17 protein-coding genes are annotated in these 23,202 nt (G+C 47.6%); 12 read left to right on the top strand and 5 right to left on the bottom strand.

From position 1 onward, the window contains the following. The first annotated feature begins 2 nt into the window (after positions 1–2). Entirely contained in the window at positions 3–314 is a 312-nt protein-coding gene (locus tag ABK447_RS17135) for a YerC/YecD family TrpR-related protein (protein ID WP_003155745.1), read from the top strand. Positions 315–348: 34 nt separating this feature from the next. Here the strand turns inward: ABK447_RS17135 and ABK447_RS17130 are convergent, their stop codons facing one another. Then, on the bottom strand, positions 349–1,923 hold the full coding sequence (locus ABK447_RS17130; protein WP_012117004.1) for an FMN-binding glutamate synthase family protein: 1,575 nt from the start codon (positions 1,921–1,923) through the stop codon (positions 349–351). Positions 1,924–2,118: 195 nt separating this feature from the next. Between ABK447_RS17130 and ABK447_RS17125 the strand changes: the two genes are divergently transcribed. The 5 genes from ABK447_RS17125 (at position 2,119) to ABK447_RS17105 (ending at position 9,561) form a co-directional block, all read left to right on the top strand. After that, positions 2,119–2,808, top strand: coding sequence for a heptaprenylglyceryl phosphate synthase (locus tag ABK447_RS17125; protein WP_025284376.1), 690 nt, complete (start codon positions 2,119–2,121; stop codon positions 2,806–2,808). Positions 2,809–2,865: 57 nt separating this feature from the next. Further along, positions 2,866–5,085, top strand: coding sequence for a DNA helicase PcrA (gene pcrA / locus ABK447_RS17120; RefSeq protein WP_053104700.1), 2,220 nt, complete (start codon positions 2,866–2,868; stop codon positions 5,083–5,085). 24 nt (positions 5,086–5,109) lie between these two features. Beyond that, positions 5,110–7,116 (top strand): NAD-dependent DNA ligase LigA, encoded by a 2,007-nt coding sequence (gene ligA / locus ABK447_RS17115; RefSeq protein WP_017419034.1) that lies wholly within the window; start codon positions 5,110–5,112, stop codon positions 7,114–7,116. A gap of 15 nt (positions 7,117–7,131) precedes the next feature. Further along, positions 7,132–8,328 carry a CamS family sex pheromone protein gene (locus tag ABK447_RS17110; protein WP_007408912.1) on the top strand — a complete coding sequence of 399 codons (1,197 nt, stop codon included), beginning with the start codon at positions 7,132–7,134 and terminating at the stop codon, positions 8,326–8,328. Between the two features lie 237 nt (positions 8,329–8,565). Continuing rightward, positions 8,566–9,561 carry a phosphotransferase enzyme family protein gene (locus ABK447_RS17105; protein WP_349909107.1) on the top strand — a complete coding sequence of 332 codons (996 nt, stop codon included), beginning with the start codon at positions 8,566–8,568 and terminating at the stop codon, positions 9,559–9,561. A gap of 36 nt (positions 9,562–9,597) precedes the next feature. Here the strand turns inward: ABK447_RS17105 and ABK447_RS17100 are convergent, their stop codons facing one another. Both ABK447_RS17100 and putP read right to left on the bottom strand, forming a co-directional pair. Then, complete coding sequence (locus ABK447_RS17100; protein WP_238330704.1) at positions 9,598–10,230, bottom strand: MgtC/SapB family protein; 633 nt, start codon at positions 10,228–10,230, stop codon at positions 9,598–9,600. A 180-nt stretch (positions 10,231–10,410) separates the two neighbouring features. Continuing rightward, positions 10,411–11,889 (bottom strand): sodium/proline symporter PutP, encoded by a 1,479-nt coding sequence (gene putP, locus ABK447_RS17095; protein WP_124934886.1) that lies wholly within the window; start codon positions 11,887–11,889, stop codon positions 10,411–10,413. A gap of 421 nt (positions 11,890–12,310) precedes the next feature. On the opposite strand from putP, the gene gatC reads away from it, so the two are divergent. The 3 genes from gatC to gatB are packed head-to-tail and all read left to right on the top strand — an operon-like array spanning position 12,311 to position 15,517. After that, positions 12,311–12,601, top strand: a complete 291-nt coding sequence (gene gatC / locus ABK447_RS17090) for an Asp-tRNA(Asn)/Glu-tRNA(Gln) amidotransferase subunit GatC (protein ID WP_003155732.1) — start codon at positions 12,311–12,313, stop codon at positions 12,599–12,601. Positions 12,602–12,615: 14 nt separating this feature from the next. Then, positions 12,616–14,073 (top strand): Asp-tRNA(Asn)/Glu-tRNA(Gln) amidotransferase subunit GatA, encoded by a 1,458-nt coding sequence (gene gatA, locus ABK447_RS17085; protein WP_007408915.1) that lies wholly within the window; start codon positions 12,616–12,618, stop codon positions 14,071–14,073. 13 nt (positions 14,074–14,086) lie between these two features. After that, positions 14,087–15,517: an Asp-tRNA(Asn)/Glu-tRNA(Gln) amidotransferase subunit GatB gene (gene gatB, locus ABK447_RS17080; RefSeq protein WP_124934887.1), complete on the top strand. Its 1,431-nt coding sequence runs from the start codon at positions 14,087–14,089 to the stop codon at positions 15,515–15,517. A 63-nt stretch (positions 15,518–15,580) separates the two neighbouring features. On the opposite strand, the gene ABK447_RS17075 is transcribed toward gatB, so the two are convergent. Then, positions 15,581–16,429, bottom strand: a complete 849-nt coding sequence (locus ABK447_RS17075) for a TetR/AcrR family transcriptional regulator (protein WP_124934888.1) — start codon at positions 16,427–16,429, stop codon at positions 15,581–15,583. Positions 16,430–16,557: 128 nt separating this feature from the next. On the opposite strand from ABK447_RS17075, the gene ABK447_RS17070 reads away from it, so the two are divergent. The 3 genes from ABK447_RS17070 (at position 16,558) to rlmD (ending at position 22,298) form a co-directional block, all read left to right on the top strand. Continuing rightward, entirely contained in the window at positions 16,558–19,701 is a 3,144-nt protein-coding gene (locus tag ABK447_RS17070) for an efflux RND transporter permease subunit (RefSeq protein WP_124934889.1), read from the top strand. A 152-nt stretch (positions 19,702–19,853) separates the two neighbouring features. After that, a complete protein-coding gene (locus ABK447_RS17065; RefSeq protein ID WP_007408918.1) occupies positions 19,854–20,765 on the top strand; it encodes a diacylglycerol kinase in 912 nt (303 codons plus the stop codon). Positions 20,766–20,912: 147 nt separating this feature from the next. Further along, the gene (gene rlmD, locus ABK447_RS17060) at positions 20,913–22,298 is read left to right on the top strand and encodes a 23S rRNA (uracil(1939)-C(5))-methyltransferase RlmD (RefSeq protein ID WP_100001281.1); all 1,386 of its coding nucleotides are present in this window, start codon (positions 20,913–20,915) and stop codon (positions 22,296–22,298) included. 189 nt (positions 22,299–22,487) lie between these two features. Here the strand turns inward: rlmD and ABK447_RS17055 are convergent, their stop codons facing one another. Continuing rightward, a complete protein-coding gene (locus tag ABK447_RS17055; protein WP_042634937.1) occupies positions 22,488–22,955 on the bottom strand; it encodes a hypothetical protein in 468 nt (155 codons plus the stop codon). Between the last annotated feature and the right edge of the window lie 247 nt (positions 22,956–23,202).

The following is a 23,202-nucleotide window of genomic DNA, read 5'->3' as shown; positions in this document are numbered from 1 at the left end:
CGATGCAAATCGATAAATTACGCGGAAAAGAACTGGACCAGTTATTTTTATCTATTTTATCGCTGAAAGATCTGGAGGAATGCTATCGTTTCTTTGACGATCTTTGTACGATTAATGAAATCCAATCGCTGGCGCAGCGTTTGGAAGTGGCGAGAATGCTCCGCGAAGGGAATACGTATCACAAAATTGAAAGCGAAACGGGTGCTTCCACAGCGACGATTTCCCGGGTGAAGCGCTGCTTAAATTATGGTAACGACGCCTATGAAATGGCGCTTGACCGCGTAAACAAAGGAGAATCCTCCTCAGCTACGTAAAAAACCGCTCTGCCGATGACGGCAGGCGGTTTTTTTATGCGTGCTGATTCAAAAGGCCGGGAAGTTCCCTCAGGCTTCCGTCTTCCTCCCGGTATACGATGTGTTCAGCTGAGAAATGAATCGGTGAGCTGATGCCCGCCGCCGCGGCGAGGTGAAACAGCCCTTCACGCAACGAGAGCACGTAGTTGCAGACGCGGTGCTGTTTATCCTCGATACTGAGCGCGCGCTGAAGTTTTGGATCGGTTGTCGCCACTCCGACAGGACAATGATTGGTGTGGCATACTTGAGCGCGGATACAGCCGACTGAAAACATCATTCCCCGGGCAATATTGACAAAATCCGCGCCTAACGCGAGGGCAACGGCAATCTTATCCGGAGTGAGCAGCTTTCCGGATGCGAAAATTTTCAGCTTATCTCTTATCCCGTATGTCTTCAAAAGGCCGTCAACAAGGGGGAGGCCGGTCAGAATCGGCAGGCCGACGGAATCCGCCAGCTCATGGAAAGAAGCTCCCGTTCCCCCTTCACTGCCGTCAATCGTAATAAAGTCGGGAAGTTTGCCTGATGAACTCATACAGGAAATAAGGTCTTCAAGGTCTTTGCGGCTGCCCGGGACAATTTTGATACCGACCGGTTTTTCACCGACAGTCCTTAATTTCTCAATGAAATCAAGCATGTCCGGAACATTTGAGAACTCGTTGAAGCGGTTTGGGCTGTCAATGGATTGTCCGGGCTGCACATTTCTGATGGCGGCAATTTCTTCGGTCACCTTTGAACCGTCAATATGCCCGCCTCTTGCTTTCGCCCCTTGCGCAAGCTTTAATTCAAAGGCTTTAATCTGCTCGAGGCGGCTTTTTTTCTTAAATTCTTCCCATGAAAATTCTCCATCTTCAGTGCGCACGCCGAACAGCCCGGGGCCGATTTGGCAGATAATATCCGCGCCGCCTTTCAGGTGATACTCAGACAGGCCGCCTTCGCCTGTATTCATCCATGTGCCGCCGGCCTGGTGCAGCCCTTTTGACAGGGCGGTGATTGCCCGGTCGCCAAGTGAGCCGTAGCTCATCGCTGATTGTCCGATTAACCCTTTCACATAAAACGGCTTCTTGCATGTATCGCGGCCGATCACTTGCACATCGTCCGGATGCAGGTAATAAGGGTCCGCTTTTGCTTTTTCGCGGTGTTCGCTGCGTTTCAGCAGGTTGTCTTTGTCAATCTTGTATACCATCGTGTCGATCTTCGGCGTCTGATCTGCGCGCAGCTCCTCCCTTTGTTTCGGGAAGAGGGCGTTACGGATATAATAGCCCGGCTGATTGAAATCCCGTTCTGAGCCGAAGCCCATCATTCTGCTCTTATACTTTCCGGACATGACCGTCTGTTCATATTCTCTCCGGGAAAACGGCTGTTCTTCGTTATCATTGCTGAATAAATACTGCCGCAGCTCAGGTCCGATTTTTTCAAATATATAGCGCAGTTTTCCCGCTACGGGATAATTGCGCAGCACTGAATGTTCTTCCTGCTTTTCGTCTCTTATGTATATCCAGAGAAACAATGCGGCGGGAACTAAAATAATAAAAATCAATATACAAATCAGTACGATAATGGCTTGTTCCATTGAGATCAGACTCCTTGTCTTTTTTCTCTTTGACATTCCACATATTGTCTGTTTTCAAACATAGCCGTTTCCCGTCCGGCGGAGCGCAATCTTTTTTTGTGAATCAGGTGAATGACGTCTTTTTCCGTTTTTCCGGGCCAAACGAATTTGTTATAATGTTTAAATGGCAAGAAACGAATGGAGGAACGAAAACGCATGTACGATGTTAACGAGTGGAAGCATGTTTTTAAACTCGATCCGAATAAAGATTTACCGGATGAACAACTGGAACAGCTTTGTGAATCAGGGACTGACGCCATTGTGATCGGAGGAAGCGACAATATCACCGAGGACAATGTGCTGAGACTGATGTCAAAGGTGCGGCGGTTTTTAGTGCCGTGCGTACTTGAGGTGTCGACGATTGATTCCATTGTGCCCGGGTTTGATCTTTATTTCATTCCGAGTGTGCTCAACAGCAAAAAGGCGGACTGGATTGTCGGCATGCATCATCAGGCGATGAAAGAATACGGAGAGCTCATGTCAATGGAGGAAATCGTGACGGAGGGCTACTGCATCGTCAACCCTGATTGTAAGGCGGCCGCTTTGACGGAGGCGGATACACATATAGAAACAGAAGATATTCTCGCCTATGCGCGGGTTGCGGAGCATTTGCTTCATCTCCCGATTTTTTATCTGGAATACAGCGGGATGCTGGCGGACATAGAAACGGTGGAGAAAACGAAGGCTGTGCTGGACAAGTCCGTCCTGTTTTACGGAGGCGGCATTAAAGACGCGGAAACGGCGGAACGGTTCGGCCGTCATGCCGATGTCATCGTTGTCGGAAATGCCGTATATGAAGATTTTGATCAGGCGCTTAAAACGGTGGCGGCTGTAAAGACAAAGTAGCCAAGCGGACGAAATTGATTTATGATAGAACATATGTTTGATAGGCGGTGAACGGATATGAATTACATTAGCAATCAATTATTAAGCGGATTAAATCCCGTTCAGCAGGAAGCGGTCAAGACGACGGACGGTCCGCTGCTTCTGATGGCGGGCGCGGGAAGCGGAAAAACACGTGTGCTGACGCACAGAATCGCATACTTAATGGCGGAAAAACACGTGGCGCCATGGAACATTCTGGCGATTACATTTACAAATAAAGCCGCCAGAGAAATGAAGGAGCGGGTAGAGAGCATTCTCGGACCCGGCGCGGATGAAATCTGGATATCCACCTTCCACAGCATGTGCGTGCGGATTCTGCGCAGGGATATTGACAGAATCGGCATCAACCGAAATTTCTCCATTCTTGATACGGCTGATCAGCTTTCCGTTATTAAAGGGATTCTGAAAGAGCGGAATATCGATCCGAAAAAGTTTGATCCGAGAAGTATTTTAGGCTCCATCAGCAGCGCAAAAAACGAGCTGATCGAACCTGAGGAATTCGCAAAATCGGCCGGCGGCTACTACGATCAGGTCACGAGTGACGTGTATACCGATTATCAGAAAAAACTGCTGAAAAACCAATCGCTTGATTTTGATGATTTAATCATGACAACGATTAAGCTTTTCGAGCGTGTGCCGGAAGTGCTTGAGTTTTATCAGCGCAAATTCCAGTACATTCACGTAGACGAGTATCAGGATACGAACAGGGCGCAATACCTGCTTGTGAAGCAGCTTGCGGCCCGTCTTGAAAATATCTGCGTCGTCGGTGACTCCGACCAGTCCATTTACAGATGGCGCGGGGCGGATATCGCGAATATCCTTTCCTTTGAAAAAGATTATCCGAGCGCAAACGTGATTCTGCTCGAGCAAAACTACCGCTCAACAAAGCGGATTCTGCAAGCGGCTAACGAAGTGATCAAAAACAACTCAAACCGCAAGCCGAAAAACCTGTGGACGGAAAATGACGAAGGCATCAAGCTTTCTTATTACAGCGGCGACAATGAATTCGGCGAAGGCCAATTCGTCGCGGGCAAAATTTATGAGCTGCACAGCTCGGGGCGGCGGAAGCTTTCCGATATCGCGATTTTATACCGGACAAACGCCCAGTCGCGCGTCATTGAGGAAACCCTTTTAAAATCCGGACTGAACTACAATATCGTCGGCGGAACCAAGTTCTACGACAGGAAAGAAATTAAAGACATTCTCGCATACCTGCGCCTTGTGTCAAACCCGGACGACGACATCAGTTTTACGCGGATCGTCAATGTGCCGAAGCGGGGCGTCGGCGCCACTTCGCTAGAAAAAATCGCTTCATATGCGGCGATGAACGGAATGTCAATGTTCCAGGCGATCAAACAGGTTGATTTCATCGGCGTCAGCGCGAAAGCGGCAAACGCGCTTGACGGTTTTGGCGTAATGATTGAAAATCTGACGAACATGCAGGATTACCTGTCCATTACGGAACTCACGGAAGAAATTCTCGAGAAAACGGAATACAGAGAAATGCTGAAGGCCGAAAAATCAATCGAAGCCCAAAGCCGTCTTGAAAATATCGACGAGTTTCTTTCCGTGACGAAAAACTTCGAACAAAAAAGCGAAGACAAGTCTCTCGTCGCGTTTCTGACTGATTTGGCGCTGATTGCGGATATTGACCAGCTCGACCAGAAGGAAGAGGAATCAGGCGGAAAGGATGCCGTCACTTTAATGACACTGCACGCCGCTAAGGGGCTTGAATTTCCTGTCGTGTTCTTAATGGGCATGGAAGAAGGCGTGTTCCCGCACAGCCGCTCCCTGATGGAAGAAGCCGAGATGGAAGAAGAACGCAGGCTCGCATATGTAGGCATTACGAGGGCGGAAGAAGAACTGTATTTAACGAATGCCAAAATGCGCACCTTATTCGGCCGCACCAATATGAATCCGGAATCCCGCTTTATCAGGGAAATACCTGGCGATTTATTGGAGAACCTAAATGAGAAGAAAACACCTCGCATGCAGCCGGGAAGAAAAGTGCAGCCAAAACGCGGGCCCGTATCCCGTCCCGTTTCCTATGCGAACAAAACAGGCGGCGACTCGCTCAGCTGGGCGGTCGGCGATAAAGCGGGCCATAAAAAATGGGGCACCGGAACGGTTGTCAGCGTAAAAGGAGAAGGCGAAAGCACCGAGCTTGATATCGCATTCCCGAGCCCAGTCGGCGTGAAGCGTCTGCTTGCCGCTTTTGCGCCGATTGAAAAGCAGTAACCTGAAGAGGAAAGGAAGAACATGATGGACAAAGAAACAGCGAAACACCGGGCAGAAGAATTGCGCCGCACCATCGATCAGTACAGTTATGAATATTACACCTTAGATGAACCGAGCGTGCCGGATTCCGAGTACGACAGACTGATGCAGGAGCTGATTGCCATAGAGGAAGAGCACCCGGAACTCAGAACGCCTGATTCGCCCACACAGCGGGTCGGGGGAGCGGTGCTTGAATCGTTTCAAAAGGTGCAGCATGGCACGCCGATGCTCAGTCTCGGCAACGCATTTAACGATGATGATCTCCGCGATTTTGACCGCCGCGTCCGTCAGGCTGTCGGTGACGGCGTCGCTTATAATGTGGAGCTGAAAATAGACGGTCTTGCTGTTTCTCTCCGTTATGAAGACGGCTATTTCGTCAGAGGCGCGACAAGAGGAGACGGAACGACGGGCGAAGATATCACGGAAAACTTAAAAACGATCCGCAACATTCCGCTGAAAATGAAACGGAATCTTTCCATAGAAGTGCGCGGAGAGGCGTACATGCCGAAACAGTCATTTGAAGCGCTCAATGAAGAACGGCTGAAACATGAAGAGGAGCCGTTCGCCAATCCCCGGAACGCGGCTGCGGGCTCACTCAGACAGCTCGATCCGAAAATTGCAGCGAAACGAAATCTTGACATCTTCGTCTACAGTATAGCGGAGCTTGACGAGATGGGTGTGGAAACACAGAGTCAGGGCCTGGATTTTCTGGATGAGCTCGGTTTTAAAACAAACCAGGAACGGAAAAAATGCGCCACGATAGATGAAGTCATTGAAATGATCGAAGAGCTGCAGGCGAAGCGGGCCGATCTCCCGTATGAAATTGACGGAATCGTCATCAAAGTCGATTCGCTCGACCAGCAGGAAGAGCTCGGGTATACGGCAAAAAGCCCGCGCTGGGCGATTGCTTATAAATTCCCGGCGGAAGAGGTCGTGACAAAACTTCTCGATATCGAACTGAATGTCGGAAGAACGGGCGTCATTACGCCGACCGCCGTTCTGGAACCGGTAAAAGTCGCGGGAACGACGGTCTCAAGAGCATCCCTTCATAACGAAGATTTAATTAAAGAGAAGGATATCCGCATTCTCGATAAAGTGGTCGTCAAAAAAGCGGGCGACATCATCCCTGAGGTCGTCAATGTCTTAATCGAACAGCGGACCGGGGAAGAAAAAGAATTCAATATGCCGACCAGCTGCCCTGAGTGCGAAAGCGAACTTGTCCGCATTGAAGGAGAAGTCGCGCTGCGCTGCATCAATCCGGAATGTCCGGCGCAGATCAGAGAAGGCCTGATTCACTTTGTCTCACGCAACGCGATGAATATTGACGGACTCGGAGAACGTGTCATCACACAGCTTTTCCGTGAACATCTCGTCCGTAATGTCGCTGATTTGTATAAGCTGACGAAAGAGCAGGTCATCCGGCTTGAGCGGATGGGGGAAAAATCAACTGACAATCTGATCAGCTCCATCCAAAAGTCGAAAGAGAATTCGCTGGAACGCCTGCTGTTCGGTCTCGGCATCCGTTTTATCGGCTCAAAAGCGGCCAAAACACTCGCCATGCATTTTGAAAGCCTGGAAAATCTGAAACAAGCTACGGAAGAAGAGCTGCTTGCGGTAGATGAAATCGGCGAAAAGATGGCCGATGCCGTTATCACCTATTTCCGCAAAGAAGAAATGCTTGAGCTATTGAATGAACTTGAGGAACTCGGTGTGAACACACTCTACAAAGGCCCGAAAAAAGTAAAAGCGGAGGACAGCGACTCTTATTTTGCCGGCAAAACCATCGTGTTGACCGGAAAGCTTGAAGAGCTGTCCAGAAATGAAGCCAAGGCGCAGATTGAAGCGCTCGGCGGAAAGCTGACGGGATCTGTCAGCAAAAAAACAGACTTGCTGATTGCCGGAGAAGCGGCCGGAAGCAAGCTGACAAAAGCGCAGGAATTAAACATTGAAGTATGGAATGAAGCACAGCTATTGGGAGAGCTAAAGAAATAAGAGGAGTGTTTTCTATTGAAAAAGATGTTGGCATTGGCGGCGACGGCAACGGCGGCAGTACTCATGCTGTCGGCCTGTTCGCCGAGTTTCGGGGGGAACAAAGAGGAAGAGATCACGCAGAAAACGGCAAAGTCTTCTGAAAAAGCGATCATACCGAAATATAATATCTCTGATTCCTACTATAAAATGGTGCTTCCGTTTAAGGCCGGAAAAGCGCGCGGCCTGACCGCGGACCGGCTGAACACGAGGCTGGACATCGATGAATTCGAGACGGGTCTGATGCGGCTCGCTCAAGACACGTTCCCGACGGATGACTATTTGTATCAGGAAGGCCAGTATTTAGATGAGGACACGGTACTCAGCTGGCTTGACCGCAAAAAAGAAGGCAGTGATCTGAAAAAGGCGAAAAAGGCAGATTCCAATTTTCAGAATCTCGGCTTAAATCCCGTGCTGCCAAGCTCGGGATCGGCAAAAGAGAAAAATGAAAACAGCCCGATTTACTTAGCGTCCATGCTTGAGCAGGATTACTTAGTAAGAAAAGATAAAAATTCCATCCAGCTTGGCGGTATCATGATCGGTCTCGCTCTCAACTCTGTATACTATTACCGTGAAAACACAGGTGATCCGCAGCAGGAAGTGGAGCTCAGTGACAAAACGATCCGCAGCCACGGTGAAGAAATCGCCCAGGAAGTCGTTAACCGCCTTCGGAAAATGGATAACCTGAAAAATGTGCCGATTACCGTCGCCCTTTATAAACAAGCGCCGAAAACATCAATCGTACCGGGGAATTACATTGCAAAAACAGAAGTCAAAGCCGGCTCATCCACCATTTCAAACTGGGATGATGTCAAAGAAAAGTACGTCTTCTATCCGGCGGATACAGACACGGCAAAGAAATACCCTGATGATTCCGAAGTATTTAAACGCTTCAAAAACGCCATCGACAGCTACTTCCCGAATTACACCGGAGTCGTCGGAACGGCAATGTACGAAAACGATGAAATGAGAAAAATGAAGATTGAAATCCCGATGCAATTTTACGGGAAAAGCGAAGTCATCGCCTTCACCCAATACTTAACAGGTGAGCTGATGGATTATTATTCAAAAGGCTCAGTTGATGTCGAAATTAACATTACCTCGTCTGACGGGCAGGAAGCGTTGATCGTCCGCAATGCGGGTGACAAAGAACCGACCGTCCATATTTACGATTAACCAAGATGCCCTTGTTCATTTCTGTATGAGCAAGGGTTTTTTTATTGTGAATATCGTTGGAGCGAGGAATGAGGTATGTTAAGATATTTGTATAATCAGGAATTAACAGGAAAACACATTTCATTTCTAAGCGGATGTTACTAATCTGCTGTGAAAAAAGAAGGGCAGGAATGTTGATGAATGACATTTGCTGAGTACACACACCGCCTACAAACGTTATGAAAAGGGTGAATCAGCATGCATAAAGATATTAAAGCGATTTTTGAGGAAGATAAGGTGCTGGCTGAGGCCGGTGAAATATACGGCTTTACCAAATTTCAATTTATTGCGGACGCAGAGAACTACGTATATGAAATTGTGAAAGATAACGAACCGTATATCTTAAAAATTACGCATACGATCAGAAGAACACCGGAATATATTCTCGGAGAAATGGAATGGCTTCATCATCTGGCAAGGGGAGGGCTTTCAGCAGCAAAGCCAATTCCTTCATTAAATGGCAAAGATGTCGAAGAAGTGCCGGATGGAAAAGGCGGAGCGTTTTTAGTAAGAGTCTATGAAAAAGCGCCCGGACGCAAAGTGGAGGAATCAGACTGGAACGGAACCCTGTTTTACGAGCTTGGAAAGTACACGGGGAACATGCACCGGCTGACGAAAAGCTACCGTCTGAGCGATCCGTTATATAAAAGGCAGGAATGGGATGAAGAGGAGCAGCTGAAGCTGAGAAAATACGTACCCGCAGATCAGCATCTCGTATTTGAGCGGGCGGATGCTCTAATGGAAAAACTGCGCCGTTTGCCGAAGAACCCTGAAAACTACGGCCTTGTGCACGCCGATCTGCACCACGGCAATTTCAATTGGGACAACGGAAAAATCACTGCATTTGATTTTGATGATATCGGCTACAATTGGTTTGTGAATGATATCAGTATTCTGCTGTACAATATGTTGTGGTATCCGGTCATCCCGTATGAAGACAAGGCCGCGTTTACGGGTGAATTCATGACTCACTTTATGAAAGGCTACAGGGAAGAAAATGACCTTGATCTCGCCTGGCTTGAACACATCCCGGATTTTCTCCGGCTGCGCCATATGCTGATCTACGGATTATTGCATCAGGCGTTTGACCTCAACTCACTCGGGGACGAGGAACTTGAGATGCTGAAAACCTTCAGGCGCGATATCGAAAATGAAACCCCGATTACGGAGTATAACTTTTCTGCATTCGTATAAATAGAAAAACGCCGGCTGAATCCAGCCCGGCGTTTTTTATAACGTATCACACTTCACTCCGACGACACCTTGAATTTCTTTAATATCATAATAGACGTCAGTGGTGTAGCGGTTTTTATGAACACTGACTTTCACTTCCATAATCGGAAATTCTTTTTCGCCCAGATCATCAATCCGGACGGAGTGAATGCGGAGCTGTTTGCTTTTCATTGCCTTTAAAATCTCGGTCATTTTGTCTTTATCGGAAAGAGACATTCTCACGCGGATATCTTTTTCCTTCAAGCGGTTGGGACCGATTTTTCTGATCAGCCACGGAAGAAATTCGACGCTGATCAGGATAAACAAGAGGCTTGCGAACGCCTCTTTATAAAAGCCGGCGCCTGTAGCCAGACCGAGCCCGGCTGCGCCCCAGATGATGGCCGATGTCGTCAGGCCGGATATGACGTCATTACTTTTACGCAGGATCACGCCCGCGCCGATAAAACCGACGCCGGAAATGATTTGGGCGGGAAGGCGGAGCGGATCCATCATGATTCGGTAATATTTTGGGAAATGATATGCCGCATTAATGCTGACGATCGTCAGCATACAGGAGCTGACGGCGATGACGATACAGGTTTTCAGTCCGAGCGGCTTGTTTTTCAGCTCGCGTTCAAGACCGATGATCATGCCGATCAGCGTGGCAATGCCCAGCTTTAATAAAATGTCTGGTTCGATAGGCCAGCTCAATTTGCACAGCACCTCCGCAATTTTTCTTATAATAAATTGATATGATTTTCTCACAGTATTTATAGCAGGACAAGTGCGGAAGAAAAAAGCCGTCAGGGATAAAATCTGACGGCTTTTTGTCTATTTCTTGTTTTTCAAAAGAGCTTCCATCCGGCTGAACAGCTGATAAGAAGCATCGGCCGGTTTTTTGGTCAGCAGGCTGACGGCAATACCGGCAATCAGACTGAGGAAGAACCCCGGAATGATTTCGTATACGCCGGTTGAAGCGGCAAGCCCTGTCGTGATCCAGATTAAAACGGCCGCGGCCCCGGTAATCATCGCCGCAAGCGATCCCCATTCATTCATCCGTTTCCAGTACAGACTGAGCAAGAGCGCCGGGCCGATAGCCGAACCGAAGCCTGCCCACGCATATCCGACCAGATCAAGAATGGTGCTGTTCGGATTCATGGAAAGCAAAATGGCGATAACGGCCACGATCAATACCGACAGGCGTCCGGTCATGACCAATTCTTTATCGCTCGCTTCCCGTCTGAAAAAGGCGCGGTATAAATCTTCCGTAATGGCGCTTGCCGTTACGAGAAGCTGTGAGGAAATGGAACTCATGATCGCCGCTAAAATCGCGGACAGCAAGAAGCCCGTAATCAGCGGATGGAACAAGATTTTAGAAAAAATAATGAAAATCGTTTCCGGATCTTTTACGGAGACCCCGAAGTGATGAGAATACGCAACCCCGATAATCCCGGTAAGCAATGAACCGACAACTGAAATAACCATCCAGCTCATCCCGATTCTGCGGGCGGGTTTTAAATCTTTCACTTCTTTAATCGCCATAAATCGTACGATGATATGAGGCTGGCCGTAATAGCCGAGTCCCCATGCCAAATAAGAAATAATGCTAATGACGCTCGCGCCTTTAAAGATATCCAATAGTTTCGGGTTAACGGCGTTGATCGAATCAATCGTCGTTGAAACGCTCCCGAGCTGGGTAAAAGCAACGATCGGCACAAGCACTAATGCCGCAAACATGATCGCTCCCTGTACAAAGTCAGTCAGACTGACAGCGAGGAAACCGCCAAACAGCGTGTAAAGCACAACAACACCGGCCGTTAAAAACAAACCGAATTTGTAGTCGGCGCCGAATGCCGATTCAAATAACCTGCCTCCGGATACCATCCCGGACGATGTGTACAGTGTGAAAAAGATCATAATAATCACGGCGGAAACAATTTTCAGCAATGATGACGAGTGGCGGAACCGTTTATCGAAAAAATCGGGAATCGTAATCGCATCATCCGCAACTTCCGTGTAAGCGCGCAGCCTCGGAGCAAGCAGCAGATAATTTGAATACGCGCCGATCGTCAAACCGAGCGCCAGCCATAAGGTCGATAACCCCGTTGCGAACATTGCGCCGGGAACTCCCATCAGCATCCATGCGCTCATATCGGCCGCACCTGCGGACAGCGCCGTTACGAACGGGCCGAGTCCTCTTCCGCCCAGCATGTAATCATTAATATTCGTTGTCTTCCTGAATGCGTACCAGCCGATTAACAGCATGGCAGCAAAGTAAATGCCAAGAGATATAATTAATTCAATACTCACGTTTTTGGACCCTCTCTTCTTTCATGTAAATGTTGCATCACCTCTGCAGATTAGTAGTGCCGGAATATGTGCCGGCGATCCAGCCTTTAGTCATCATTCCATGCGGATCGCATGATTTAGTGCTGGCTATGGTTACTAAACCTAACAAAGTATCCCCGATCAATCAACTCTCGAAACCTGGCCCGCTCAAGGAAAAAATCCCCGCCAACATAGAACAGCTTAGAGATGAAAACGCTACCAATAAATTATAAAAGTAAAAATTTTCTGACATATAATTCGTTTCTCTTTCTCCCCGATTTAGGATAAAATAGAGAGGGTTTCATCATGCCTCAGAAGGCGGCGTTTTGTTGCTTTAGAGGGCTCGTTTTTGATATGATCAGTATTATATGACGAAACGGAGAATTATGCGGAGGTGGATCTTATGTCACGAATTTCTATAGAAGAAGTAAAGCATGTCGCTCATTTGGCGAGACTCGCCATTACGGATGAAGAAGCTGAAATGTTTACAGAACAGCTTGACAGTATCATCTCGTTTGCCGAGGAGCTTAATGAAGTGGACACGGATAACGTGGAACCGACAACACACGTGCTGAAAATGAAAAACGTAATGAGAGAAGATGAAGCGGGTAAAGGCCTTCCGGTCGAGGATGTCATGAAAAATGCTCCCGATCATAAAGACGGCTATGTCCGTGTGCCATCTATTCTGGATTAAAGGAGGGAGACAGTATGTCATTATTTGATCACAAAATCACAGAACTGAAACAAATGATACATAAAAAAGAAATCAAGATTTCCGATCTTGTTGATGAATCTTACAAACGGATCGCATCCGTGGATGATAAGGTGCAGGCGTTTTTACAGCTTGATGAAGAAAGAGCCCGCGCTTACGCGAAAGAACTTGACGAAGCGGTTGACGGACGGTCTGAACACGGTCTTCTCTTCGGAATGCCGATCGGCGTCAAAGACAACATCGTGACCAAAGGGCTTCGCACCACATGCTCAAGCAAAATCCTCGAAAACTTCGATCCGATTTACGATGCGACGGTTGTGGAGCGCCTTCAAGCCGCTGAAGCCGTAACGATCGGAAAGCTGAATATGGACGAGTTCGCGATGGGTTCTTCTACTGAAAACTCCGCGTACAAAGCGACGAAAAACCCTTGGAATCTCGATACGGTTCCCGGCGGATCAAGCGGCGGTTCCGCAGCTGCGGTTGCCGCGGGCGAAGTCCCGTTTTCACTCGGATCTGATACGGGCGGCTCCATCCGCCAGCCGGCTTCTTTCTGCGGCGTCGTCGGATTAAAGCCTACATACGGACGTGTGTCGCGTTACGGTTTGGTCGCTTTTGCGTCTTCACTGGACCAGATCGGGCCGATCACAAGAACCGTAGAAGATAACGCATTCCTTCTTCAGGCGATTTCAGGCCCGGACAAAATGGACTCTACGAGCGCCAATGTCGAAGTGCCGGACTTTCTTTCTTCATTAACTGGCGATATTAAAGGCTTGAAAATCGCCGTACCGAAAGAATATCTCGGAGAAGGCGTCGGCAAAGAAGCGAAAGAATCGGTTTTAGCCGCTTTAAAAGTGCTTGAAGACCTCGGAGCGACATGGGAAGAAGTATCTCTGCCGCACAGCAAATACGCGCTTGCGACGTATTATCTGCTGTCTTCTTCCGAAGCGTCTGCAAACCTTGCGCGCTTTGACGGCATCCGCTACGGCTACCGCTCAGACAATGCGGACAACCTGATCGACCTTTATAAACAGACACGCTCTGAAGGCTTCGGCAACGAAGTGAAGCGCCGCATCATGCTCGGCACCTTCGCGCTCAGCTCCGGCTACTATGACGCGTATTACAAAAAAGCGCAAAAAGTGCGCACGCTTATTAAAAAAGATTTTGAAGACGTATTTGAGAAATACGATGTCATCGTCGGACCGACAACGCCGACACCGGCATTCAAAATCGGCGAAAAAACCAGCGATCCGCTCACAATGTACGCCAACGATATTTTAACGATCCCTGTCAACCTCGCGGGTGTGCCGGGAATCAGCGTGCCGTGCGGATTTGCGGACGGACTGCCGCTCGGACTGCAAATCATCGGAAAACACTTCGATGAAGGCACTGTATACCGCGTCGCTCATGCTTTTGAGCAGGCAACAGATCATCATAAAGCGAAACCTGAACTGTAAGGGGTGAAATGAAGTGAACTTTGAAACGGTAATCGGACTTGAAGTCCATGTGGAATTAAAAACAAAATCTAAAATTTTCTCAAGCTCACCGACGCCATTCGGCGCGGAAGCGAATACCCAAACGAGCGTCATCGACCTCGGCTATCCCGGCGTGCTGCCCGTTTTGAACAGAGAAGCGGTCGAATTCGCGATGAAAGCCGCAATGGCTTTGAACTGCGAAATCGCAACGGATACGAAGTTTGACCGGAAAAACTATTTCTATCCGGACAACCCGAAGGCATATCAAATTTCTCAATTTGACAAGCCAATCGGCGAAAACGGCTGGATCGAAATCGAAGTCGGCGGAAAAACGAAAAAAATCGGCATCACCCGTCTTCACCTTGAAGAAGATGCGGGAAAACTGACGCATACGGGCGACGGCTATTCCCTCGTTGACTTCAACCGCCAGGGCACGCCGCTTGTCGAGATTGTATCTGAGCCGGATATCCGCACACCGGAGGAAGCTTACGCATATCTCGAAAAGCTGAAATCAATTATCCAATACACAGGCGTTTCCGACTGTAAAATGGAAGAAGGTTCACTGCGCTGTGACGCCAACATTTCCCTCCGTCCGATCGGCCAGGAGAAATTCGGCACAAAAACGGAGCTGAAAAACCTGAACTCCTTCGCATTCGTGCAAAAAGGACTTGAGCATGAAGAAAAACGCCAGGAGCAGGTGCTTCTGTCAGGCGGAGTCATTCAGCAGGAGACGCGCCGTTACGATGAAGCGACGAAAAAAACCATTTTGATGCGTGTCAAAGAAGGTTCGGACGACTATCGCTATTTCCCTGAGCCTGACCTTGTCGAGCTCTACATCGATGACGAATGGAAAGAACGCGTAAGAGCAACCATTCCTGAGCTTCCGGACGAGCGCCGCAAGCGTTATATCGAAGAGCTCGGCCTGCCGGCTTATGACGCAATGGTTCTGACGCTGACGAAAGAAATGGCTGATTTCTTCGAAGAAACGGTCAATAAAGGCGCAGAAGCCAAGCAGGCATCAAACTGGCTGATGGGTGAAGTCTCAGCTTACCTGAACGCCGAACAAAAAGAGCTTGAGGATGTCGCACTGACTCCTGAAGGCCTTGCCGGCATGATTAAGCTGATTGAAAAAGGAACCATCTCGTCTAAAATCGCGAAGAAAGTCTTTAAAGAATTAATTGAAAAAGGCGGCGACGCGGAAAAAATCGTCAAAGAAAAAGGCCTCGTGCAGATTTCTGACGAAAGCGTGCTTCTGAAGCTGGTAACAGATGCGCTTGACAGCAACCCGCAGTCAATTGAAGACTTCAAAAACGGAAAAGACCGCGCGATCGGCTTCCTTGTCGGACAGATTATGAAAGCCTCAAAAGGACAGGCCAACCCGCCGATGGTCAACAAGATCTTACTTGAAGAAATCAAAAAACGATAAAAAAAAGCAGCCGCCTCTAAGGGCGCTGCTGACACGGAGACCGGTAAGCGCCGGTCTCTTTTTTTATAAGATGAAATAGGTTTCAATGGAAGCCCGCAGCGTTTCAATCTGCTCATTTCCGCTGCCTGCCAAGTTGGACAGCATTCCTTTAATAATCGGTTTTCGCGGCTCTTCTTTTGCACATTCCTCTTCAATGACTTCAAGCGATACGAGGACGTCCTCAGGCAGCTCCTGCTGTGCTTTTATCTTTTGAATATCCGCAAGCAGTCTTTCTCTGTCCGCCGCGGGCTGAGTGAAGATATCCTCAGGCAGCAGCGGATCGGGATTGTCTCTTATCAGTCCCGTAATCAGATCATCAATTCTGGCAATCAGAAAGGCCGCCACGTTTTCCGTCCGGAATGCCGTATGTTCATTAAAAATCAAGAAATGAATATAGGAGCTCACAATTCCTTGCGCCATAACGGACGCATCCGCTAAAAACGGTGTGACGGCATCTCCGTAAACGGAGAGCAATGCATCCCGGTACAGCATGTTAAATTGAATATTGGCCTCATGAAAATACTGCTTGACCTTTTGATTTTCAGGAATGACCTTTTCGCTCAGCAAGAGAATGATAAAGTCCTTGTGTTCCATAAATTCCTGGAATTGATATGCGATTTGTTTTCGGAATACGTCCTTAGGCGGTTTATGCTGATGTTCTGTTTTAATTTTCTTTATTTCTTCCATAGACATGCCGATGTAATACTCACATGCTGAGAGCAAAAGGTCTTCTTTTGATTTGAAATGGAGATAGAAGGCCCCTTTTGAAATTCCGCATTCACCGGCGATTTCCTGAATGGTTGTTGAAGAAAACCCTTTTTTGGCAAATAAATGGATGCCTGTTTTTATGATTTTCTCTTTTTTTTCGTTCATGACGTGCTTCCCCTTAATCCTGAAAAATTTAGAAAAATTTACTGCCTTATTAGTTGACGATGTTGAGTTATACCGTTTAGTATTATATAGAATGACCAGTCAGTCAATAAAAATTAACGGAGGACATGATGAACCACATTATTAACTTTGTACTGAAGAACAAATTCGCAGTTTGGCTGATGACGATTATCGTTACTGTAGCAGGGCTGTATGCCGGTATGAATATGAAGCAGGAATCCATACCGGACGTCAACATGCCTTACCTTTCAGTAAATACGACTTATCCCGGAGCTGCTCCGAGTCAAGTTGCGGATGACGTGACAAAACCGATCGAGCAGGCGGTCCAGAATTTAGAAGGAGTGAGCGTCGTAACGTCCACATCCTCTGAAAACGTCTCATCGGTTATGATTGAATATGATTACAACAAGGATATGGACAAGGCGAAAACCGAAGTCGCTGAAGCGCTGGACAGTGTCAGCCTTCCTGACGACGCGAAAAAACCTGACATTTCCCGTTACAGCCTCAACTCTTTCCCGATTTTGACGCTCAGTGTGACAAGCGGCAAAAGCTCGCTTGAAGACCTGACCAAAAATGTGGAAAACACTCTCGTTCCTAAGCTTGAAGGCATTCAGGGCGTTGCGTCTGTGCAAGTTTCCGGACAGCAGGAAGAGCAGGTGGAATTCTCTTTCAAAGACAAAAAAATGAAAGAGTACGGACTTGATGAAGATACCGTCAAGAAAGTGATCCAAGGCTCTGACGTCAATACGCCGCTTGGATTGTACACATTCGGCAACAAAGAAAAATCAGTTGTCGTTAACGGAGATATTACGTCAATTAAAGATCTGAAAGATATGAGAATTCCGGTCACATCTTCTTCTGCCGCTCAAGGTCAAGCGGGCGGAGCCGGTGCGGCATCTGCGGCGGACGCTCAGGCTATGCAGCAGGCACAGCAAAGCGCGACAGCAGGGGTGCCGACAGTCAAGCTTTCTGACATTGCCGACATTAAAGATGTGAAAAAAGCTGAATCCATTTCCCGCACGAACGGAAAGGACAGCATCGGAATTAATATCGTAAAAGCCAATGACGCCAACACGGTAGAAGTGGCCGATGCGATTAAAGATGAACTGAATCAATACAAAAAAGACCATAAAGGGTTCAAGTACAGCTCGACTCTTGATATGGCAGAGCCGATTACAGAGTCGGTGGATACGATGTTAAGCAAAGCGATTTTCGGCGCGATTTTTGCGGTCGTGATCATTCTCTTATTCTTAAGAGATATTAAATCAACGATGATTTCTATCGTTTCCATCCCGCTGTCACTGCTGATTGCGCTTCTTGTGCTGAATCAGCTTGATGTCACATTAAACATAATGACGCTCGGTGCGATGACGGTCGCCATCGGACGGGTAGTCGACGACTCGATTGTCGTGATCGAAAACATTTACCGCCGCATGAGGCTGAAAGATGAACCTTTACGCGGGAAGCAATTGGTGCGTGAAGCGACGAAAGAAATGTTTAAACCGATCATGTCATCAACGATCGTAACCATTGCCGTATTCCTGCCGCTTGCCATGGTCGGCGGACAGATCGGCGAACTGTTTATGCCGTTTGCATTAACAATCGTCTTCGCGCTTGCCGCATCGCTGTTGATTTCGATCACACTGGTGCCGATGCTTGCGCACAGCTTATTCAAAAAATCGCTCACAGGCGCGCCTGTTAAAGCGAAAGAGCATAAGCCGGGCAGATTGGCCAATTTCTATAAAAAAGTGCTGAATTGGTCATTAAGACATAAATGGATTACATCTATCATCGCGGTTCTGATGCTTGTCGGCAGTTTGTTCCTCGTACCTCTGATCGGCGCGAGCTACCTGCCTGCGCAAGCGGACAAAACGATGCAGCTCACATACACGCCTGAACCGGGCGAAACGAAAAGCGAAGCTGAAAAAGCTGCGCAAAAAGCGGAAGACATGCTGCTTAAACGCAAACATGTCGATACCGTTCAGTATTCATTAGGCTCGCAAAGTCCGCTCGGCGGAAGCTCAAACGGCGCATTGTTCTACGTGAAATACGAGGATGACACGCCTGATTTTGACAAAGAAAAAGACAATGTCTTAAAAGAAATCAAAAAAACATCCAGCCGCGGCGAATGGAAATCACAAAATTTCAGTTCATCAGGCAACAACAACGAATTAACGTACTATGTGTACGGAGATTCAGAGTCTGATATTAAAGGCACGGTCAAAGACATCGAAGGCATCATGAAAAAGCAGAAAGATCTGAAAGACGTCAACTCAGGCCTTTCCAGCACATATGATGAGTACACGTTCGTCGCTGACCAGGAGAAACTCAGCAAGCAGGGCCTGACGGCTTCGCAAATCTCCCAAGCCCTGATGTCCCAAACGTCACAGTCTCCTTTGACAACGGTGAAAAAGGACGGCAAAGAGCTTGATGTGAACATCAAAACAGAAAAAGACCAGTATAAGAGTGTAAAAGAATTAGAGGATAAAACCATCACATCGCCTGCAGGCCAAGAAGTAAAAATCGGCGATGTGGCGAAAGTGAAAAACGGCACGACATCCGATACCATTTCCAAACGCGACGGCAAAGTGTACGCTGACGTAACGGCAACCGTCACTTCTGACAACGTCACGAAGGTGTCATCGGCCGTTCAAAAGAAAGTTGACAAACTGGATCACCCGGACAATGTATCGATTGATACCGGCGGTGTATCAGCGGATATTGCTGATTCCTTTACGAAACTCGGCTTAGCGATGCTTGCCGCAATCGCCATCGTGTACCTCGTTCTTGTGATCACGTTCGGCGGAGCATTAGCGCCGTTTGCGATTCTGTTCTCGCTTCCGTTTACAGTCATCGGCGCATTAGCCGGACTGTATGTATCCGGAGAGACGATCAGTCTGAATGCCATGATCGGTATGCTGATGCTGATCGGAATCGTCGTCACAAACGCGATTGTCTTAATTGACCGCGTCATCCATAAAGAAGCGGAAGGCTTATCGACGAGAGAAGCGCTCCTGGAAGCCGGCTCTACGAGATTGCGTCCGATTCTGATGACGGCGATCGCGACAATCGGCGCCCTGCTTCCATTGGCATTGGGCTTCGAAGGCGGAAGCCAGGTCATTTCTAAAGGACTCGGTGTCACTGTTATCGGCGGTTTAATCAGTTCGACTCTGCTTACCCTTCTGATTGTGCCGATCGTATATGAAGTATTAGCGAAATTCCGTAAGAAAAAACCTGGAACGGAAGAAGAGTAAGACAGCGGGCCTTGGCTCCTTAAACGGAGCCGGGGCCTTTTTTCTTCTGGCAATTCCTGTACATATTGTTGCGATTTTCTCAAGTCATAGTATAATTAAAGGTTGTTAGTGTTAATAATGGATCGGATACTCTTAAGTAGGATGATGAGATAATGAAACGTGCACGCATAATATACAATCCGACTTCAGGACGGGAGCTTTTTAAGAAAAATCTTGCCCAGGTCCTGCAAAAATTTGAACAAGCCGGTTATGAAACCTCCACCCATGCCACCACATGCGCGGGGGATGCCACCAACGCCGCAAAAGAAGCCGCTTTGCGGGAGTTTGACCTGATTATCGCAGCCGGCGGAGACGGAACGATTAATGAAGTCGTCAACGGCCTTGCACCGTTAGACAAACGCCCGACACTCGGTATCATTCCGGTCGGCACGACAAATGACTTCGCCAGAGCGCTGGGCATTCCGAGAGAGAATGTACTGAATGCCGCTGATACCGTCATTAACGGCGTAGCCCGCCCGATCGACATCGGACAGGTGAACGGTCAGTATTTTATCAACATCGCCGGCGGAGGCCGTCTGACGGAGCTGACGTATGATGTGCCAAGCAAACTGAAAACGATGCTCGGACAGCTTGCTTATTATTTAAAGGGAATGGAAATGCTGCCTTCACTTCGACCGACAGAAGTCGAGATTGAATATGACGGCAAGCTGTTTCAAGGCGAAATTATGCTGTTTTTAGTGACGCTGACCAACTCGGTCGGCGGATTCGAGAAACTGGCCCCTGATTCCAGCCTGAATGACGGCATGTTTGATTTGATTATTTTGAAAAAAGCCAATCTCGCGGAGTTTATCAGAGTCGCGAGCATGGCGCTCAGAGGCGATCATATTAACGATCAGCACATTATTTACACAAAAGCGAACCGTGTGAAAGTCAATGTATCAGAAAAGATGCAGCTGAACCTGGACGGCGAATACGGCGGCATGCTGCCGGGCGAATTCGTGAACCTGTACCGGCATATTCACGTCATCATGCCGAAGGAGAAAGCGGAACAGCTGGATGATTAATACGCGGACAAAATCCTAAAACAGTATTCGTTTTAGGATTTTGTCATCTTTTCAGCGTGATCGGAAACCTTTGAAGGCTGACATTGAATTTGAAGGTTTGCCAGCACGCTGAAACAAGGCTATTGGTAAAACTAGAGGTGATTATAGATGAAAATGAAACCCCCGATAGAAAAAAATGAATACTATGATGTGACATTTGAGGATTTGACGCACGAAGGAGCGGGCGTCGCAAAGGTTCAGGGATTCCCGATCTTCGTGCCGAACGCCCTGCCTGAGGAAAAAGCGCAAATCAAAGTGACACGCGTCAAAAAAGGCTTCGCTTTCGGCCGCTTGATTGAGCTGAAGGAAGAAAGCCCGCACAGAACGGATGCCCCGTGCCCGATCTACAAACAATGCGGCGGCTGCCAGCTTCAGCACATGACCTATGAAGGCCAGCTCTTGTTTAAACAGAAACAAGTCAAAGACGTCTTAGAACGGATCGGCAAGCTGGACCTGTCCAACGTCACCGTGCACCCGACACTCGGCATGAAAGACCCTTGGAACTACAGAAACAAAGCGCAGGTGCCGGTAGGAGAACGGGAAGGCGGACTCGTCGCCGGATTCTATCAGCAAAGAAGCCATGACATCATCGACATGAGCGCCTGCCTGATCCAGCAATCCAAAAACGACGAAGCCGTTCAAGCTGTCAAAGACATTTGCACCTCATACGGTGTCAAAGCCTACAACGAAGAACGCCATAAAGGCTGGCTCCGTCACATCATGGTGAGATACGGCGTCGTCACGGGCGAAATGATGATCGTCTTCATCACAAGAACAAGCGATTTTCCGCACAAAGCGAAGATCATCGAAGACATCACGGCGCAATTCCCGCACGTCAAATCAATCGTGCAGAACATCAACCCAAATAAAACAAACGTCATCTTTGGGGACGAAACAAACGTCATCTGGGGCGAAGAATACATCTACGACCTCATCGGAGACGTCAAATTCGCCATCTCCGCCAGATCGTTCTATCAGGTCAACCCGGAACAGACAAAAGTGCTCTACGACAAAGCGCTTGAGTACGCGGAGCTGCAAGGGGAAGAAACCGTCATCGACGCCTACTGCGGCATCGGAACCATTTCTCTCTTCTTAGCGAAGCAGGCGAAGAAAGTATACGGCGTCGAAATCGTGCCGGAAGCCATCGAGGATGCGAAACGCAACGCTGAGCTGAACGGCATCACAAACGCGGAATTCGCAGTCGGAGAAGCGGAAACCGTCATTCCGAAATGGTATAAAGAAGGTATCACGGCCGACACCCTCGTCGTCGACCCGCCAAGAAAAGGCTGCGACGAAGCCCTCCTGCGGACAATCATCGAGATGAAACCGAAGCGGGTGGTGTACGTATCCTGCAATCCAGGCACGCTTGCAAGAGACCTGCGGGTGCTTGAGGATGGCGGGTATCAGACGCTAGAAGTGCAGCCTGTGGATATGTTCCCGCATACGAATCATGTGGAGTGTGTGGCTGTGCTGGAATTAAGAGAAGGCAACTAACCCTTAGGGATGGTTGCCTTTTTTTAATCCGCATTTTTTTTGCATTCAGGACGAACTCGTGACATGAGAGGAGTACCAGAAGATGTTTGGCTAACGCCTATAATATAGCTTTCTATACATCTCTTTATGTAATAAAGGGTACCTTTTTAGGAACCCTTTATTAATATTCACTCTAGAGGGGCAGCTTTTTTAATACACTTTCATATCTTGTTTTTTCTCCTTACTAATCATTACTTTTTCTAAATAACTCTTAAGAAATACATTATCTATCCTATCCGGAATGTAACCCAGACGTTTATTTAGTATATTCTCTATGATATACATTTTCTTTGTGTAATATTGGTAACTATCCGTTGCGATTTGAACACTTTCTGATTCATTTCCCTTTTCTGATTCAAGTCGAGATTTATATAGCTGATCATACTTCTGTTTGCGTATTTTTCTTGAGAGCCGCAGTAAATGAAATAATTCAATTGTTGGCAGAGTCATTAGTTCTGGTGTCGACTTATCCAAATCTAATTCAGAAGTATGCTCACGATATTCTATGATTTCACGTTTGCCATCTCTCTGAACATTATGTATGTACATTAAGCAAAAACTACAGTAATACTGATTATCCTTTTGAATTGAAGTTGCACAATAAGGGCATGTTTCCATTACGTTCTCCTTTCTGAATATTCTAAGATAATATGTATTTCGGTTACAAACAAGAATTTTAAATAGTATTAGAGATTCTTAACCAATAAAAACCCTTTTTAATGATAAAGGGTTTATTGATTACAGCATGTATAAGTTTCATGCAAAATCAATAAGTGATCCCTATGTATACAAAATCCACCGAGCCTAAACCCAATAACAAAACGCGAAAATAATAAATTATATCGTTATAATTATTTATAAAAAG

Source organism: Bacillus sp. hwrm1, assembly GCF_040207805.1.
Taxonomy (GTDB): Bacteria; Bacillota; Bacilli; order Bacillales; family Bacillaceae; genus Bacillus; species Bacillus velezensis.
The sequence above is the reverse complement of the archived record's forward strand: the minus strand, read 5'-3'. Positions and strand labels throughout refer to the sequence as shown.